This window comes from Alicyclobacillus acidoterrestris (genome assembly GCF_022674245.1).
GTDB classification, from domain to species: domain Bacteria; phylum Bacillota; class Bacilli; order Alicyclobacillales; family Alicyclobacillaceae; genus Alicyclobacillus; species Alicyclobacillus acidoterrestris.
The window spans coordinates 757,695-772,736 of record NZ_CP080467.1; the positions used below are offsets into that span (position 1 = coordinate 757,695).

At 49.5% G+C, this 15,042-nt stretch carries 13 protein-coding genes and 2 pseudogenes; 4 read left to right on the top strand and 11 right to left on the bottom strand.

Annotated elements, in window-relative coordinates; genetic code table 11:
• Positions 1 to 20: 20 nt before the first annotated feature.
• Positions 21 to 257 (bottom strand): TetR family transcriptional regulator, encoded by a 237-nt coding sequence (locus K1I37_RS03510; protein ID WP_242215981.1) that lies wholly within the window; start codon positions 255 to 257, stop codon positions 21 to 23.
• A 229-nt stretch (positions 258 to 486) separates the two neighbouring features.
• Here K1I37_RS03510 and K1I37_RS03515 point away from each other — a divergent pair, with 229 nt between their 5' ends.
• Positions 487 to 1,182 (top strand): WYL domain-containing protein, encoded by a 696-nt coding sequence (locus K1I37_RS03515; RefSeq protein WP_021297302.1) that lies wholly within the window; start codon positions 487 to 489, stop codon positions 1,180 to 1,182.
• A 101-nt stretch (positions 1,183 to 1,283) separates the two neighbouring features.
• On the opposite strand, the gene K1I37_RS03520 is transcribed toward K1I37_RS03515, so the two are convergent.
• Positions 1,284 to 1,832 (bottom strand): arylamine N-acetyltransferase family protein, encoded by a 549-nt coding sequence (locus K1I37_RS03520; RefSeq protein WP_081654162.1) that lies wholly within the window; start codon positions 1,830 to 1,832, stop codon positions 1,284 to 1,286.
• Positions 1,762 to 1,953 (bottom strand): arylamine N-acetyltransferase, encoded by a 192-nt coding sequence (locus K1I37_RS21785; RefSeq protein ID WP_081654163.1) that lies wholly within the window; start codon positions 1,951 to 1,953, stop codon positions 1,762 to 1,764. The genes K1I37_RS03520 and K1I37_RS21785 overlap by 71 nt, the downstream gene beginning before the upstream one ends.
• 100 nt (positions 1,954 to 2,053) lie before the next feature.
• On the opposite strand from K1I37_RS21785, the pseudogene K1I37_RS03525 reads away from it, so the two are divergent.
• Positions 2,054 to 3,255: pseudogene (locus K1I37_RS03525) on the top strand (transposase).
• A 186-nt stretch (positions 3,256 to 3,441) separates the two neighbouring features.
• Here the strand turns inward: K1I37_RS03525 and K1I37_RS03530 are convergent.
• The 3 genes and pseudogenes from K1I37_RS03530 to K1I37_RS03540 all read right to left on the bottom strand — a co-directional run.
• Complete coding sequence (locus K1I37_RS03530; protein WP_021297306.1) at positions 3,442 to 3,957, bottom strand: hypothetical protein; 516 nt, start codon at positions 3,955 to 3,957, stop codon at positions 3,442 to 3,444.
• 379 nt (positions 3,958 to 4,336) lie between these two features.
• The gene (locus K1I37_RS03535) at positions 4,337 to 4,669 is read right to left on the bottom strand and encodes a transposase (RefSeq protein ID WP_322790879.1); all 333 of its coding nucleotides are present in this window, start codon (positions 4,667 to 4,669) and stop codon (positions 4,337 to 4,339) included.
• A 467-nt stretch (positions 4,670 to 5,136) separates the two neighbouring features.
• Positions 5,137 to 5,586: pseudogene (locus K1I37_RS03540) on the bottom strand (IS110 family transposase); the annotation flags it as partial.
• 606 nt (positions 5,587 to 6,192) lie between these two features.
• Here K1I37_RS03540 and K1I37_RS03545 point away from each other — a divergent pair.
• Positions 6,193 to 6,729, top strand: coding sequence for a GNAT family N-acetyltransferase (locus K1I37_RS03545; RefSeq protein ID WP_021297308.1), 537 nt, complete (start codon positions 6,193 to 6,195; stop codon positions 6,727 to 6,729).
• Between the two features lie 405 nt (positions 6,730 to 7,134).
• On the opposite strand, the gene K1I37_RS03550 is transcribed toward K1I37_RS03545, so the two are convergent.
• The gene (locus K1I37_RS03550) at positions 7,135 to 7,890 is read right to left on the bottom strand and encodes a maleate cis-trans isomerase family protein (RefSeq protein ID WP_021297310.1); all 756 of its coding nucleotides are present in this window, start codon (positions 7,888 to 7,890) and stop codon (positions 7,135 to 7,137) included.
• Between the two features lie 247 nt (positions 7,891 to 8,137).
• On the opposite strand from K1I37_RS03550, the gene K1I37_RS03555 reads away from it, so the two are divergent.
• Positions 8,138 to 9,028, top strand: a complete 891-nt coding sequence (locus K1I37_RS03555; RefSeq protein WP_021297311.1) for an RluA family pseudouridine synthase — start codon at positions 8,138 to 8,140, stop codon at positions 9,026 to 9,028.
• A 115-nt stretch (positions 9,029 to 9,143) separates the two neighbouring features.
• Here K1I37_RS03555 and K1I37_RS03560 read toward each other — a convergent pair whose 3' ends face one another.
• The 4 genes from K1I37_RS03560 to K1I37_RS03575 all read right to left on the bottom strand — a co-directional run bounded on the left by K1I37_RS03560 (position 9,144) and on the right by K1I37_RS03575 (position 15,033).
• Complete coding sequence (locus tag K1I37_RS03560) at positions 9,144 to 11,198, bottom strand: putative bifunctional diguanylate cyclase/phosphodiesterase (RefSeq protein ID WP_021297312.1); 2,055 nt, start codon at positions 11,196 to 11,198, stop codon at positions 9,144 to 9,146.
• A 584-nt stretch (positions 11,199 to 11,782) separates the two neighbouring features.
• Positions 11,783 to 12,322 (bottom strand): DoxX family protein, encoded by a 540-nt coding sequence (locus K1I37_RS03565; protein ID WP_021297314.1) that lies wholly within the window; start codon positions 12,320 to 12,322, stop codon positions 11,783 to 11,785.
• Positions 12,323 to 12,511: 189 nt separating this feature from the next.
• Positions 12,512 to 13,588, bottom strand: coding sequence for an NAD(P)-dependent alcohol dehydrogenase (locus K1I37_RS03570; protein ID WP_021297315.1), 1,077 nt, complete (start codon positions 13,586 to 13,588; stop codon positions 12,512 to 12,514).
• A 149-nt stretch (positions 13,589 to 13,737) separates the two neighbouring features.
• Positions 13,738 to 15,033: an MFS transporter gene (locus tag K1I37_RS03575; RefSeq protein WP_021297316.1), complete on the bottom strand. Its 1,296-nt coding sequence runs from the start codon at positions 15,031 to 15,033 to the stop codon at positions 13,738 to 13,740.
• Between the last annotated feature and the right edge of the window lie 9 nt (positions 15,034 to 15,042).

Here is a 15,042-nt window from a genome sequence, read left to right on the forward strand (position 1 = left end):
ATTATCAGAATAGAATGGCGTTATCTCAAAAAATTATGCACATCTGTCTTGACAGGACGGGGTTCAATACGAAGTGACCCCGAATTTACGCCAAGCCGTTCAGCAATGCGACGGGTAGTCACACTCTTTAAGCCTTCCTCATTGAGAATCTCTAAAGCCGCATTTACGATCTTCTCTCGATTCAGACCCTCTTCCACAGTAGGACTGTTGTAGGCAAGAACCGGGTGTTTATTTAAGATTCGTCTCTTTCTGGACATAAATTTCAGCTCCTTTTATTCTTGACAATTGTATCTCTGTTTGATAAAATAATCAGATGCCAGATCGGCGAGGACACCACCGATGGCAAGTCCGTTCCATCCCAATGACCTTGTACAGATGCCACGCAAGAATCGCATAACGGTAGGACAATTTTCATTTGGTAGACTACATATGGGTACCATCTTGGGGGTTCACTTCCTGCCCGGTTTTCGGGAAGGGGGTGGGGCCATGAGCGTTGCCAGTGCGCTGTCGTTGATGATCCAGTTCGGATCGTTCACAACTGAACGAACCATCTATCGCGACATCGACGCACTGAGCGCCGTCGGTGTGCCCATCGTCGCAGACGCAGGTGCCGGTGGTGGTTTTCAACTGGCCGAGGAATTTGAATGCAGCGTGGAGGCGCTGACTCGCTCGATGAGCGACACGGAACTTGAGTTGTTGTTCATGAATCTGTCCAGCAGGGGATTGCGCGACCTTGCAGGTGAGCTGCCTCTGCGTACCATTTTTCTAAAATTGTTGCACACACTACCGCCGGACAAACAGACGAAGGCCAGGTGGATTCAGAACAGTATTCACCTCGACCCCACCCCTTGGCATGCGGAATCCGGAAGTCCTGAATTCATCCGGATGGCGAAGCAGGCGATTGCCACGCAGTGCGTCGTTGAGTTTGTCTACAAGTCCGCGCAGGGAGTGACGTCGTCTTGGCGTGTTCAACCGTATGGCCTCGTGTCAAAAGCGGGTTTGTGGTTTCTCGTCGCGACGGACGGACAGAACATGCGCGCGTTTCGAATCGCTCGCATGCGGGATTTTTGGTTGACCACCGAGTCGTTTGTTCGGTCAGGTGCGTTCAATCTGCAGGCATTTTGGTCGGAGTGGGTTGAACAATACCATGGTGATCAAGTTTCTGAAGCCTCTGGCTCCTGACGATAGTCGGGGTTCAGAGCTGTTCATTCTGACCTGCTTCTCATCCGAACACCGTGGACGCCGAAAGTGGATTGCGGTTTCCTGTCGGAGCAATGCGTCCATCATCCATGCAGTGATTCGCCCACTTCTGAAACCCGTCGGTTGAGATCTATGCCGAGATGTCGTTTCAGCAACTCTCTGCGTTCCGCGTTGGAAGCGATCCGCCGACGTGTCTTTTCGGTACCAATGGATTCAATCATCCAGTCTCCGGACATGGTCAGTCGACCCGTGGGCGTTGCTATCGAGCAGATGAGATTGTGAGTAAAGTGGAAGTCCGGTGACGTTTGTTGAAACACGTTCATCTCATGAAAATCTTGCAAAGAGCGAGGCTGCAAGGTGAACATGTATTCGGAGATCCAGTCTCCGTCTATGCGTTTTTGAAAGAAGAGGAGATTGGAAGTTGAGGCACGTGTGATTCGATATGCATCAGTGACATCTGTCACCATTTCTCCTGACAACGGCAGCGGACTGCGAACCGAGTCTCCAAATCCAATGTCGACCACATAATCTTTGTTCAGGTGTGCCAGCAGAACCATATGATCAAATTCTGGACAGAATGTTCCATCCTCTCGGCGTACACGGCCAGATAACCATAGATACAGAAAATCCAATGGTCTGGAGCAGCCAGTTCAGCAGCCCGTTCAATTCATAGCAATATCCGCCGCGCCGCTTCGGGGGCCTTGTCCCGCTCTTCGTAGATGTCGTGACGGCCTTTTTCTTCGATTTACGCAGTCATGAATGATTCTTCCTGGTATTGCTCTGGATGTGCACATTGGTGTAGTGCTTTCATGAGCATCGGTATTTGTCGAAATGCCTTTACTTGCGGAACTTCTTGTATCTTCTCCAAAAGTCCCTGTTCTCCTTTGAAGAGTGGCTAGAAATCGAAACCAGTGAGCGGTTATATCTCTTCTTTACGGCGTTGGACCTTGAGCCGTATGCCGCAAGTTGACAAATGCGTCACCCCAAGGCGCAAAGCCGATCAACCGGGAGGCGGTTTTAAGGGCTTTGCTGGCTGCCCCTATGGAAGGCATCCCTACATTTACTCGGTTGCATGAACGGCTTGATCGAGATTTGCGTTTCCGGTATCAGTGCGGATTTCGACTGGACGAGGCAGCGCCATCGATTGCAACAATCAGTCGAGTCTTCAATGCGGTCGTGGATAAGGGTCTTGCCAAGGACCTCTTCGTTGATCTGGTCAGTCAATGCAAAGAGGTTGGCATCATCGATGGAAGTCATCTTGCAATCGAAAGTACAGCAATTGGCGCCTACGAGAAAAAGCAGCCAAAATCACGCAGCCAAGAAACAGGCAACGCCAACTGGGGCGCCAAGTATGACACGTTTGGCAACAAACTCACATGGTTCGGGTACAAGATTCATCTTGCGGTGGATACCGCCAGTGAGCTACCGGTATCTTTGGACGTCACAACCGCCCATGTGTATGACGGAGAGATGGCGATTCCATTAATGAAAGATGTTGTCGAAAGCTATGGCTGGAAAGTCAAGTTTGTCATGATGGACGCCGGGTATGACCAGGTAAAAAACTATGAAGCCGCCCGTAGTTACGGTGCGCAAGCAATCATTGCACTGAACAAGCGAGGCGAAAAGGAACCACCTGCCGGGATTGCTTCAAACGGCACACCTCGCTGCTCCATGGGCTACGACATGGTGTACTGGGGAGCCGATGGTGACCGATTAAAGTTCAGCTGCCCACACGCTGTTGGTAGGGTCGACTGTCCGCTTGGGATTGCAGCTTGCTCTGACTCCAACTACGGAATGGTCGTCAAGAAGACTGTTGCAGAAGATGTCCGACGCTACTCGAACCCTCACCGAAACACAAGAGGTTGGACAGAACTCTACAATGAACGAACTGCCGTTGAACGTTGCAACTCTCGACTCAAGCAGAATCTGACCGTGAACGACGTTCACGTCCGAGGCATCCAGAAGGTTACGACCCACGTTTATCTCAATGCCATTGTCCTACTCGCATCCGCACTGGCGGCGGGTGTAGTAAACAGTGTAGAGAAAACAGCCTAAGCCTGCACGTCTCTAGAGACTGTGACAGCAACATAGTTACCGTTCAAAATTGCATTACAGAAATTGTAATGTGTACCCATCAAACTAGTATCAATTCCCTTTTTCAATTCGTACAGAAAATCAATTCTGCAAAACGCTCAACGTAAAGTGATTGATAGTTTACACTGCATTAACCTTGCGCTCTCTCTATGCCTGTCGCTGAAAGGTAGAATATTTACGACGAATCGAGAAAAAGAATACCGCAATCCATAACTGAATTAGTACAAGCATGAAGTCAATCGTAATTCCCTCGTCAAAAGGGTCGCCAGGATTTAAGAACACCGAACCACCTTGCCATAAGAAAAAGTTCAGTGCCATGAACGCCGCAATAATACTTGTCCAAATGCCTAATTGGATAATAGCCGTGTTTATGCGATCTCGGATCAGTGCTACTCCTAAGATAATAAACGCAATACCTGCACAAATCTCGCCAACTTCAACAAGAACGCCATATACCATTGCATGGGGGATAATAGTGCTTTTGAGGATATGCCCATAGAAATGGTACTGCATATCCGATAGTGACGATGACAATTGTCCCTTGAGTTGCTGTACAAAGTTACCGCTCAACAATTTGTCGAACCCTGAGATAAGCCACTCATAGGCTATAAGAAAAATAAGTACAGGGGTGAACACTCTTTTGTATAGTGTGACTTCATCCACGAACCTCACCTCCATCGCCGGTATAAGTGATTAGGTTTATATATTTGTGAGGGAATAAAGGCTACTACTTTAAAAATGTGTGAACTTTAGGTAACAATAATGCGCCCGCTTAGCACTATCTGAGCGTGTGATTCTCCCGCTTGCATCTGTTAGTTAACAAAATATGGAAAATTATATATTTCACTGTACAATCGTCCTTAATTAATTTAGCCCAGCGGTAAGATGTCAAGTCATTGATCTTGTGGAATTGGAAATGAATTCGGTAAAAGCGGGTAAATTGAGGTGAAGAAGGGTGCACTGAATAAGACCGCCTTGTATGCTGAATTTTCAGTCCAGCATTGCGGTTTGGAAATTGGAAATTCCGGTTGGCGAGGTGAAGCTATCCCCTCCGCTCCGGTGGTGTGTACAGCTGATTGGTGGTCAGTAGTGTGAACACCAAGCGTACCAGTTTTCGTGCAGTCAGGACGAGTGCTCTTTTGTGCTTATGCTTCAATGCTTCATCGTGCTTTTTTTGGTAAAACGCTGCGTATTCCGAGTCATATCTACGGACCTTATCCGCAGCCTGAATCAGGTAATATCGCAGATATTTGTTGCCAGTTCGCATGCGCGACGTTTCGTCAGCTTCGTATTCGCCAGATTGATACTGGTTCCATACGAGTCCCGCGTACTTGGCGAGTGCACTGTGGTTATTAAATCGCTTAATATCGCCAATTTCAGCGAGAAGGCCGGCGGCATAAACCGGACAATACCCTGCACGCTCTCGAGCGTGTTGGGAATGGCTTTCATCAGTTTGGCAATCGCCTTATCAAGCTTCTTCACTTCGGACTCCATGTGTTGAATGACACTGAGCGTAACCGAGAGTGAGAGATTAACGGGATCCTTCATCACTTTGTCGAGACGAAACGAGTTCCGAGCGACCTTTTGCAGTTCTTTTGCTGTCTCTTCCGGGTTCTCGAACCGGTTGTTGCTCCTGTCGGTCAAGAAATCAATGAGTTCTTGAAGCGGCATTTGCACAATCTGTTCGGGTTCCAACTCTTGAATCACGGCGAGTGACGTTTTGCCAAAGGAATCGGAGAACGGATTGTCTTGACGAAGGCCACTGAACTTCAAGAATAGCTGGTTCAAGAAAAAAGTCTTGTCCCGTGTAATGCTTTGAACCAAGTGAAATCGTGTACGGGTTAAACGCTGTAATGCTTCAAATTGAACGGAATCAGTCATGGCTTGAGGAAGACGACCAAACCGCAGATGGTCTGCAATCACCCAGGCATCAATGCGGTCATTCTTTGGGAGGGTGTCATATCCCTTCTTAAAACGAGCCACCTTGCGTGCATTCAAGACGTGAATATCAGTCTCCAGATTGGGGCGGTATCCATCGAATTGCTGCTGAAGGTAATGCGCTAGATGCCAACCAAGGTTGGATGTGGCCTCCATGCCAATGACGACTGAATCCATGTGCTTGGTTGTTGTGGTCTCCAACACTTTGCGAATGAGCGTATCTGCGCCCGGCTGGTTGTTGAGGACACTAAACGAAGCCAAGTCTTGTCCGCGCCCATCCATGAATTGAACATGGTGGGAACGCAAGCTCACGTCAATACCAACGTGCAGTTTAGACAATTGATTCACCTCCATTTCAGGTGATAGAGTCAAGTCAGTCCCGGACCTGGGTGCCCGTGGGAATCACTTACCTCAGCCTCGTCATCAGCACTCATCTGTCGAGGTGTCAATTGACGGGCCACTACGCCCCACCAAAAGACAGAGGTGCAACCAGCGGTTAAAGATTGGGCAGTGGATCCTGGGTATCAGGCTATAAACAGCAGTACCAAAAGGTCCGCAAGGAGGATAAAGAAATATCCCGAGAAAAACTTGCTGATCCCATTGTCCCACAGGCAGGTCGGGAACAGAAAGCCACAGTCTGAAGATATTGGAGTATCCTCCAACCAGACGCGGGCGTGATGAAGTTGTCAAGGAACAAAGGCATGACAAAGAAGCAGAGAACGAACTATGTGCTCCAAGGAATCAAGCATGAAACTAGGGCACTACCCCATCCGGGCCATACAGGATCGAGCGGGTGGTGCATGTAGCAAGGTGGACGGGGTAGTACCCTCAACCACAAGACACTGATTTGAATATCAGTAGCCGGCACTGGAATTTCTCGAGCGACATTCAGCAGTTCCGGACCTACTGGAAAATCCACTGCGAAGAACTTCAACTACTATGATACGAGGAGGTTAAACTGTGCCGCTCGAAGTTCAGCGTATCTTTGAACAGGTAACAACTTCTAGACTAATTCTTCGGACCCCTTCACTGGAAGATGCTCCTGCAGTGTTTTCCATTGAGGGGGACCCTGAAACAAACAAGTACCGTCCCACTGGTCCGATGGTAGACCTAGGTGAAGCCGTAAAAACCATTGATCGATGGCGGGAGGACTGGCTGACTAATGGATACGGATATTGGAGTATCGTCATACCTCGTACATCGGAACTCGTTGGAATCGGGGGAATTAGGAAGATGATCTGGCGGGAACAAGATATATTGAACCTTTACTATCGGTTTGCGCCTAAGGCTTGGGGCAACGGTTATGCTACAGAAGTTGCTCGGGTAGCAGTACAAATGGCTGTTGCCTACCTTCCTGAATTACCCGTGGTAGCTCGGATTCGCCCTGAGAATAGCGCATCTATACGAGTCGCCCAGAGAGTAGGACTTGAACGCCGAAAGGACCTTGATACTGACGAACATCTGGTATTTGCTGCGGGGTGGTCAAACCAGGGCTAGTTTACTTTTTGAATGGCGTGCATCACGGAAACAAACGGATGGACTAACATTCGGACAGTACCGCATCCAGAATCCGTTCGTGGGCCTTGGTCATCTTGAGGCTTATCCAGGTGTTAATGTCCTCCTTCGGGCCAATATTCTTGTTCCTGGGCGGTTTGCTAGTTTTGCCACAGGCCACAGTCATCGTCGATAAGTTCCACGTGGTCAGAATGGAAATCAGGCAATGGATTCTGACGTTTATGCCGATGCTTGCTCGGCTACGTACACCTATTTCTGCATACGTAACTGAGGAAGAAATCATTTTAGGTATCGGTCTTTCCACCTGGATCGAAAAATGGAAAGAGGAGAGCTTAGTCCTCTTTCCACCACAAAACTTGAATACCCCAATTAAAAAGTTTACGCGACTCAGTAGGCGCCTGACAGTAAGCGGCCGGCGTTGGGTACAAATGTATTTAATTTCAAACCTTTGAGGATTTGATAGACGGTGGAGGTCGCCGCAGACAGGACTGGTAGACCAATCTTGTCTTCTACCTTTTGAATCGCTTCCAGAGATGGCATCTGCACACACACCGATAATACGACAGCATCGGCTTGGCTGTAATCCAGTCGGTCGACGATATCGACTAAATTTAACGGATTCTGTCGTCCGACCTCAAGGTTATCGGGAATTTCCAGACTAATGGAGTCCGTCACCTCGATGCCCTCCGCTTCGATATATTCAATGACCGTCTTTGTCAGCGGTTTCATATAAGGCGCGATGAGCGCAATTCTTTTTGCACCTAGGGTGCGAATGCCGTCAATGAGGGCGCCAGCGCTGCTGATTACATTTTTGGTCCCACCGTTTTCGTCAGCGATGTGGGAAAGCCGCCGTTCCGACGATTGGTGATAGCCCGGCCCTTGGCACATAATCGCGACTAAACACGCGTATGCCAACACGTCGCAGCGGGCGTCGGATAGTTCAACTGCGCATCTGTCACTCTCAGTGTCCATGGCCTTTAGTTGTTCAGGCGTGACGTGCATCATGCGCATCCGGCTGGAGTGAAAGGTGAAGGTCTCTTCTGGCATATGCTTCATCCGCCATCCCAGCATCGCAGGAATCTCCGTTTCCATGGTTGTGTTAGAACTCGGAACAATTAGGCCAATTCGATAATTCTTTGCCAACTCAACCGCCTCCGTGATTATTCTGAATATCGTATCGTGTATACAGTATACGGTATGATGGTGGAGAACAAAACATTTTTTCGTGTGGATTCATAGGAATTGGTTGCAATGCGGTGGTTCCCGTGTTTCTCTTAGAATCGAAGTACGGCAGAGTGCAAACGCTAAGGGTAGTACGGACAACACCACAATCAAGTTGTGTCTCTGTATCCAGGCAGTGCGCGGTTGTCGATAGGGCGGAGGTAAGTACATGGCAAAGGAAATCACAATGACGGTTTCAAAACCGCAAGATCTCCTTCCTTTTTTATTGGAACAGTTCTCAAACAAGGGTCGTAATAAAGTCAAAATGATGTTGACGCGTGGGCAAGTGATGGTAGACGGCAGAATAATTACGCGTCATGATCACAAGCTCGAACCGCAGCAGACGGTCAAGGTGTTGGGAACGGCGTCGGGCATGGGCGAGGTGCTGCACGGCATCCGTATATTGTTTGAGGATGAGCACTTGTTGGTTATCGACAAGCCGCCAGGGTTGTTGTCTATCGCTACAGATCAGGAGCACGAGCGCACAGCGTACCGCATTTTGACCAATCACGTTCGGGCGGCGTCGAAGGACAACCGCATTTTCATTGTGCATCGGCTCGACAGGGAGACCTCAGGTGTGATGATGTTTGCGAAGCACGAATCTGTTCAGCAGGCGCTACAGAACTCCTGGCGGGATAGTGTTCTCAATCGCACGTATGTGGCGGTGGTTGAGGGGGAAGTGGCGAAATCAGAGGGCACGATTGAGACGTGGTTAAAAGAGAGTGGCACAAAGACCATGTTTGTCAGTCGCCCGGGAGACGGTGTCAAGGCTGTCACCAGTTTCAAGCGATTAGAGACGAACGGCACCTTTTCGTTGCTGGAGTTGCATTTGCAAACGGGTAGAAAGAACCAGATTCGCGTGCATATGCAAAGTATCGGTCATCCGGTGGTCGGAGACAGGCGCTATGGATCGCGACAAAACCCGATTGGCCGCCTAGGGCTGCATGCGCGACTGCTTACATTCCGCCATCCGGTGACAGAGGAGATACTGACGTTTGAGACGGCCATCCCTGTCGCGTTTCGGCGATTGTTCAGCCAGCGGAACGCCCCAAAGGGGTGATAGGCTGGATCGATGTCGTCGCCCGCCGTTGGCCGCCAAGGTTTCGGCGGGCAACGGCATGGGGTAACGTGTGTGAACGATATAGTTTGGCGCTTCGGGTTTCGGGCGCTATTTCTTAGTGTGCGGTCCCTAAATGGGTGTTGAAGTCTTCGCTGTTCGCGGGACGGCCAAGGAAATAGCCTTGTGCCTCGTCACAGCCGTGTTGTTTTAGAAGCTGAAATTGCGTCGCTGTCTCCACCCCCTCGGCAATCGCCGGGATTTGAAAGTTATGGGCGAGTGAGATGATGGTTTTGACAATCGCCAAATCTGCCTCGTTATTTGTGACATCGCGAATGAAGGACTGGTCGATTTTAATTCTGTCAATTGGGAACCGCTTGAGGTACGCGAGGGACGAGTAGCCTGTTCCGAAATCATCGATGTCAATTTTCATGCCCATGTCCCGCAGTGCCTGGAGCGTCTCTTGCGCGTAATGTACGTCTCGCATAATCACGCCCTCCGTGATCTCAAGGCCCAGCGCGTGTCCATCCATGCCCGTTTCGGCAAGAATTTGTTGCACGTGATGAACAAATCGGTTATCGATAAATTGCCGAGGGGAGACATTGACATAGATTCGCAGCGGATGATGTCCGGCCTCCCGCCACTGCTTCGCTTGACGACAGACGGTGCGCAGTACCCATAAGCCAATGGGCACAATCAATCCTGTCTCTTCTGCCACCTGAATCAATTCATTGGTCGGATAGACGCCCCGCGGGTGATTCCAGCGAAGCAGGGCCTCGGCGCCAATGATGCGTCGCGTCGCCATGTCAAATTGCGGCTGGTAACAAACCGTGAACATATCCTGCGCAAGGGCTTGCCGCAGTGCGGTCTCAAGTTCGACTTTGCGCTGCAATTTCTCGCTTAGACTGGAGTCAAATAAGCGATACGTGTTTTTGCCTTTATCCTTTGCGTCGTACATCGCCATGTCCGCATTGCGGATGAGCTGTTCTGCATCGACGGTATTGTCCGTTCCCATCGCAATGCCAATACTGCCCGTGATGTAGACACATTCTCCCCCTAAATCCCATGGTTCCGAAAAGGTATCCAGAATGCGTTTAGCCACGGTGATGGCTTCACAAGCCTCTTTTAGTCGCGGTAGCAGGACGATAAATTCGTCGCCGCCGAGCCGGCAAATGGTACCACTCGCGGGCACGCACGCCTGCAGGCGCTGGGCGACTCGCTTGAGCAGCAAGTCACCCATGGAGTGACCGCGCGTGTCGTTCAGTGATTTGAAGTGATCCAGGTCGATGAACAAAACTGCGAGTGCATGTCCTGCGCCGAGATCGGCAATCGCGTCGCTGATCCGGTTAGTCAGCATGGCGCGGTTGGCGAGGCCAGTGAGCGGATCGTAAAATGCAAGGTGGTAGATAATTTGCTCCGCGCGCGTGCGGTCCGACACGTCCTGTGCCACACCGTAGATGCCAACGACTTCGCCGTCCACAATCATGGGGACGCCGTGCACTTCGAGCTGAATCTGTCTGCCGCTCTTCGTCACGACGCCAATCTCAACCACATGGCGATTTCCGAGTAGCGTTTCACGAAAAAACTCCTCACAGCGCGATACGTCTTCGTCACCGACGAGGAACGAGGTTGTCCGCCCGACTAGCTCGTTTGCCGTGTACCCTAACAGCGTTTCCATTTTCGCGTTCACCGTGGTGATTCTCCCGGATAAATCCACGGAGAACGTGGGGTTCGGGTTGTCGTGATACAGCGATTGGTAACGTTGGCGGCTCTGCTCCAAATCTTTGCGACTGTGCACAAAATCGGTGATATCGCGGCCTACAACAATCAGAACTTTGCGTCGGCCGTCTGGGTAGAACGTCGGGATTTTTATCGTATCGAAAATTCGTACGCGTCCATCGGGTTGTGGAATCGATTCCTTGCCACGCACCGTCTCGCCTTGCCGCCATACTGCTTCATCGGTGGCTTCACAATGCCTCAATGCCTCCATCATGAACGGAACATGGGTGCCCAGTTCGCTATCGCGCTTGCCCACGTAGTCCACATTGGTGAGGTGGAATACCTCTAGCGCGACGGGATTGGCTAGGATCCAGCGACCCTCGCCATCTTTAAAGGCAATGAAATCAGGTAATGTATTCAAAAGGGTTTCGATGGTGTAGTCAAACTGGATCACGTGGTTAACCTCAACTTCCTAGCTGATGGATAGGATTGATAATAGACATGTTTCAGCAAATTTCGACAGGACTCTGCGTGCTTTAAGTATATGGGCTTTTTCTAGCTTTGAAAGCCTATTTTTTACTGTATCAAACTTGATTCCAATTTATATTGAGACATCGATTGCGAACATCCCGCAGCGACGACCATCCGTCCTGAATCACATCACGATTAAAAAGAAGTCGCGCATGTTTTGGCAAGTATCATCTGTCTGTATTGTATTTGCACAATGGGCTGCAAACAAATCGGATGACCGCATTGAGGTCAGATTGGCCAGCAATTGATTGCGACGCCATTGTACAATCCACAGCGGCACGATGCTACTAGGAATTTCTGACCATTACGCGAAAGCGGGGAGGTCACTTGATGCGAGGCGCGTAAATGTCCAATATGAAAGGGCACGCCCCAAATTGAAGGGGTGCCCATTGAAGTTATTATCTGTTGAAGTTACTTGTTGAATGGATGCACGATACAGATTGAATGTAGAGAAAAACTGAAGGGGAACAGCACCCACCTGCGGATGTACATGATGCTTGATTCGCGTTAGAGGCGTGGTGCTGATGCAGTCTCTATGCGATTTGCCTGTCCTGTATGGACGAATCTAGTCAGTTTGCGGAGATAGGGAACCAACCAATAGTCGCCTCCGAAGAATCCTGCATTGTATCCTCCGACAATGATAAACATGCCAATCAGAATGTCCATGGGATTGGTCGAGATGCTGCCTGCGAACATGTACATGAAGTTCATCAACATGGCGAAGAACGCAGCGGCCGTCGTCAACACGCCAAGGATCAGCCCTACCCCTACAAGCACTTCACCCCATGGAATCAAGAAGTTGAACACGTCCGCATGAGGGATGGCAAAGCCGTGGAGAAATGCGTTGTACCACGGATACGCTGGATGATTATCGGGGCCGAGAACAGGATGTTGTAGACTGTGGATGAGAAATCCCGCTGCGCTAAACGACTTGGCATCCGTCAACTTATCCCAACCGGCATGAAGAAAAGTCCAGCCAAGATACACCCGAAGCAGCATTAACACAGCGGACGCATATCTGCTCGATCTCAACCACGTGGTAAACATAGCTCCATCTCCTTCATGAATATGACTAATTTAGTCAACTTTTCCCTGATTATATTGTTAGATTATACTAACGTCAACAGTTAGTGTGTACTAACTTCTGTTTAGTGCTCATCTATGAATCGCTTCTCGAGGACGGAGATAGAGAGATATGCTGATGGAATCAGACCAAATTAAAAAAGACACCCCATTTTAAGGGGTGTCTGTGATGGCGTTGGGGTAGACAATCACCTTCAGCGAACCACTTTTGTTTGTTCTTGCTCGCTCTAGTGCATCCTGTGTCTGATCCAACGAGTAAAAATCGGTGAGTAGAGATTTCACATCTGCGATACGCGACGAGAGGATATCGATTCCAAGTGGGTAAGTATTTGCGTATCGAAAAATACCGTAGATGTCGATCTCGTGATCTGAAATGAACGGTACATTGAATCCAATCAGGTCCTGTTGTGGTAAACCTACAATGGCTAGTTTTCCCCCGGCTTTTAATGAACTCAGTGCGGATTGCAAAGCGGTCGGGTTGCCAGCGGTCTCAAAGGCGTACTCCGCACCCTTGCCGCCCGTCAATTCCATGATTTTTTGAACCGGATCCGCTTCTTTGATATTCACAGCATGACTAGCGCCCAAATGGATTGCAGCTTGCAGGCGCAAGGGCTCCAGGTCAGCAACAATGATTTGTTTGGCCCCAAAGGCTTTTGCGGCGACGACGGCCATTAAACCAACGGGGCCCATTCCCATGATGACAACTGTTGTCCCTGGTTGTAGGCCGATCCGCTGACAAGCGTGAATCCCCACCGAAAATGGCTCGTTTAATGCCGCTTCTTCATAGGATAGTGAATCAGGAATCGGGAACAAAAAGTCGGCCGGATGGCAGATATATTGTGCAAAGGCACCGTCGATTGGTGGCGTTGCGAGGAATCGCACGTCAGGGCACAAATTATATGCGCCGGTCTTACAGTATTCGCAATGTCCACATGGTACGCCGGGTTCAATGGCGACTCTGTCTCCTGGCTTTACATGTTTTACATTTTTCCCCACTTGGACTACGATTCCCGCGCATTCATGACCTAGAATTAAGGGGTTTTCAACTCGGAAATTTCCGATTCGCCCATGCTCATAATAATGAACATCTGATCCGCAGACGCCTACGGCCATGACTTTTACTAAAGCCTCTGAATCGCTGATAGTGGGGACGTCTACCTCCTTGATTTCAATATCCAGCGGTTGATTCATGATGGCAACTTTCATTTTCGATGGGATATGTTCATTCATTTGTGTACTTACCTCCACTTTTTAAGATAGTTAGGAAAACTATTTTTCCTGGGGACGCCAAAAACCATAGAATTTGCGAGTTCAGTTATCCGCCTGAACCCGCTGCTGAAATCGCAGCGAAAATCCTTTGTTCCATGCGCTGAGTCTCCTTATTCTCCCACTACATTGGATCCGCTTTCATTCAAGACACGGCTTCGGGATAATTGGTTTCTTCCGGGCTCGGGGACCCGCACAAAAAGGGTGATAGCGGCACCGATAAAGTATAGGATTGCGAATACCCAGACGACGCCTACCACATTGAAAAAGGGCAAAATCAGTGTCGCTAGTGCCGGCGCGGCGAAGTTGCTAATGCCTCCGGCCAAGTTTTGTGCGGACAGTGTAGCTCCGATATGTTTCGGTTCTAAGGATGTGAAAATCACAAAAATCGGGACAAATGCAGATTCCGTTACGCCAAACAAGACGGCTACGAGAACGGCGATCCAAAACACAGGCCCATTGCTCACGGGCAAATAGTAAAACAGCAGCGTTGTAATACCACAGCCGACACAGCCGAACCACATCACTTGCCGGCGCAACCCGATGCGATTCGCAACCATGCCCCAGAAGACGTCGCCGAAAATCAAGGTGATGTTCATGGCTCCCCATATCCATAGCCATTGCTGTGTTGTGAAACCAATTCGATTGGTAAATAAAATTGGGAATACAACCACTAGCCCGAATAGAGATAGCTGATTGATGATTCGGACGATGAATATTTTGATGATATTGGGATTGCGATAGACCACACCAATATCTTGAACAACGCGCCCAAACCGCTCTTTCGTGGATTTTCCATTTTTATGAACAACAAAATAGTTCCTCGTCAGTACGAGCGCTAAACATCCACCGACCGCAATCCAGATGTTTGACATCCATAGGGTAGGCATAAAGCCGATGGATGGGATCGTGAAACTCGGTAGGTAGGTGCCGACAACGCCAATGCCGATAGAATACATACACCAGAACCATCCGATCATGGTCGATAGTCTGGATTTCCTTGTGACGTGCGTCGCGCCAACCAGGAAGCCGTATAGGAAAAATGGGTAACCGGTTCCACGCAGCCCATACATCACAAGCATCATGGTGTAATTTTTCGGTCCCAACCCAAGTGTCAGAAAGCCAATATCAAATACTATCCACAACACAACGCCGCAAAACATGATGACACGAGGGCCATAGACTTCCGCCAGGACCGCTGCGAACCACGACGCGACAACGACCATCAAGCCATATACGGTGGATACAAGTGAGGCCTGGCTGGTCGAAAAGCCAATGTTGACGATGTATTTGGACAAGAAGGCTTGCTCAATTCCATCGCCAACCATGAATAAGGCGATGGCGATAAAGCCCCAAAACAACCTTTTTGGAATACCGAACAACTCGCTTTGTATTTCACTAGACGCCATAAAGCTTCA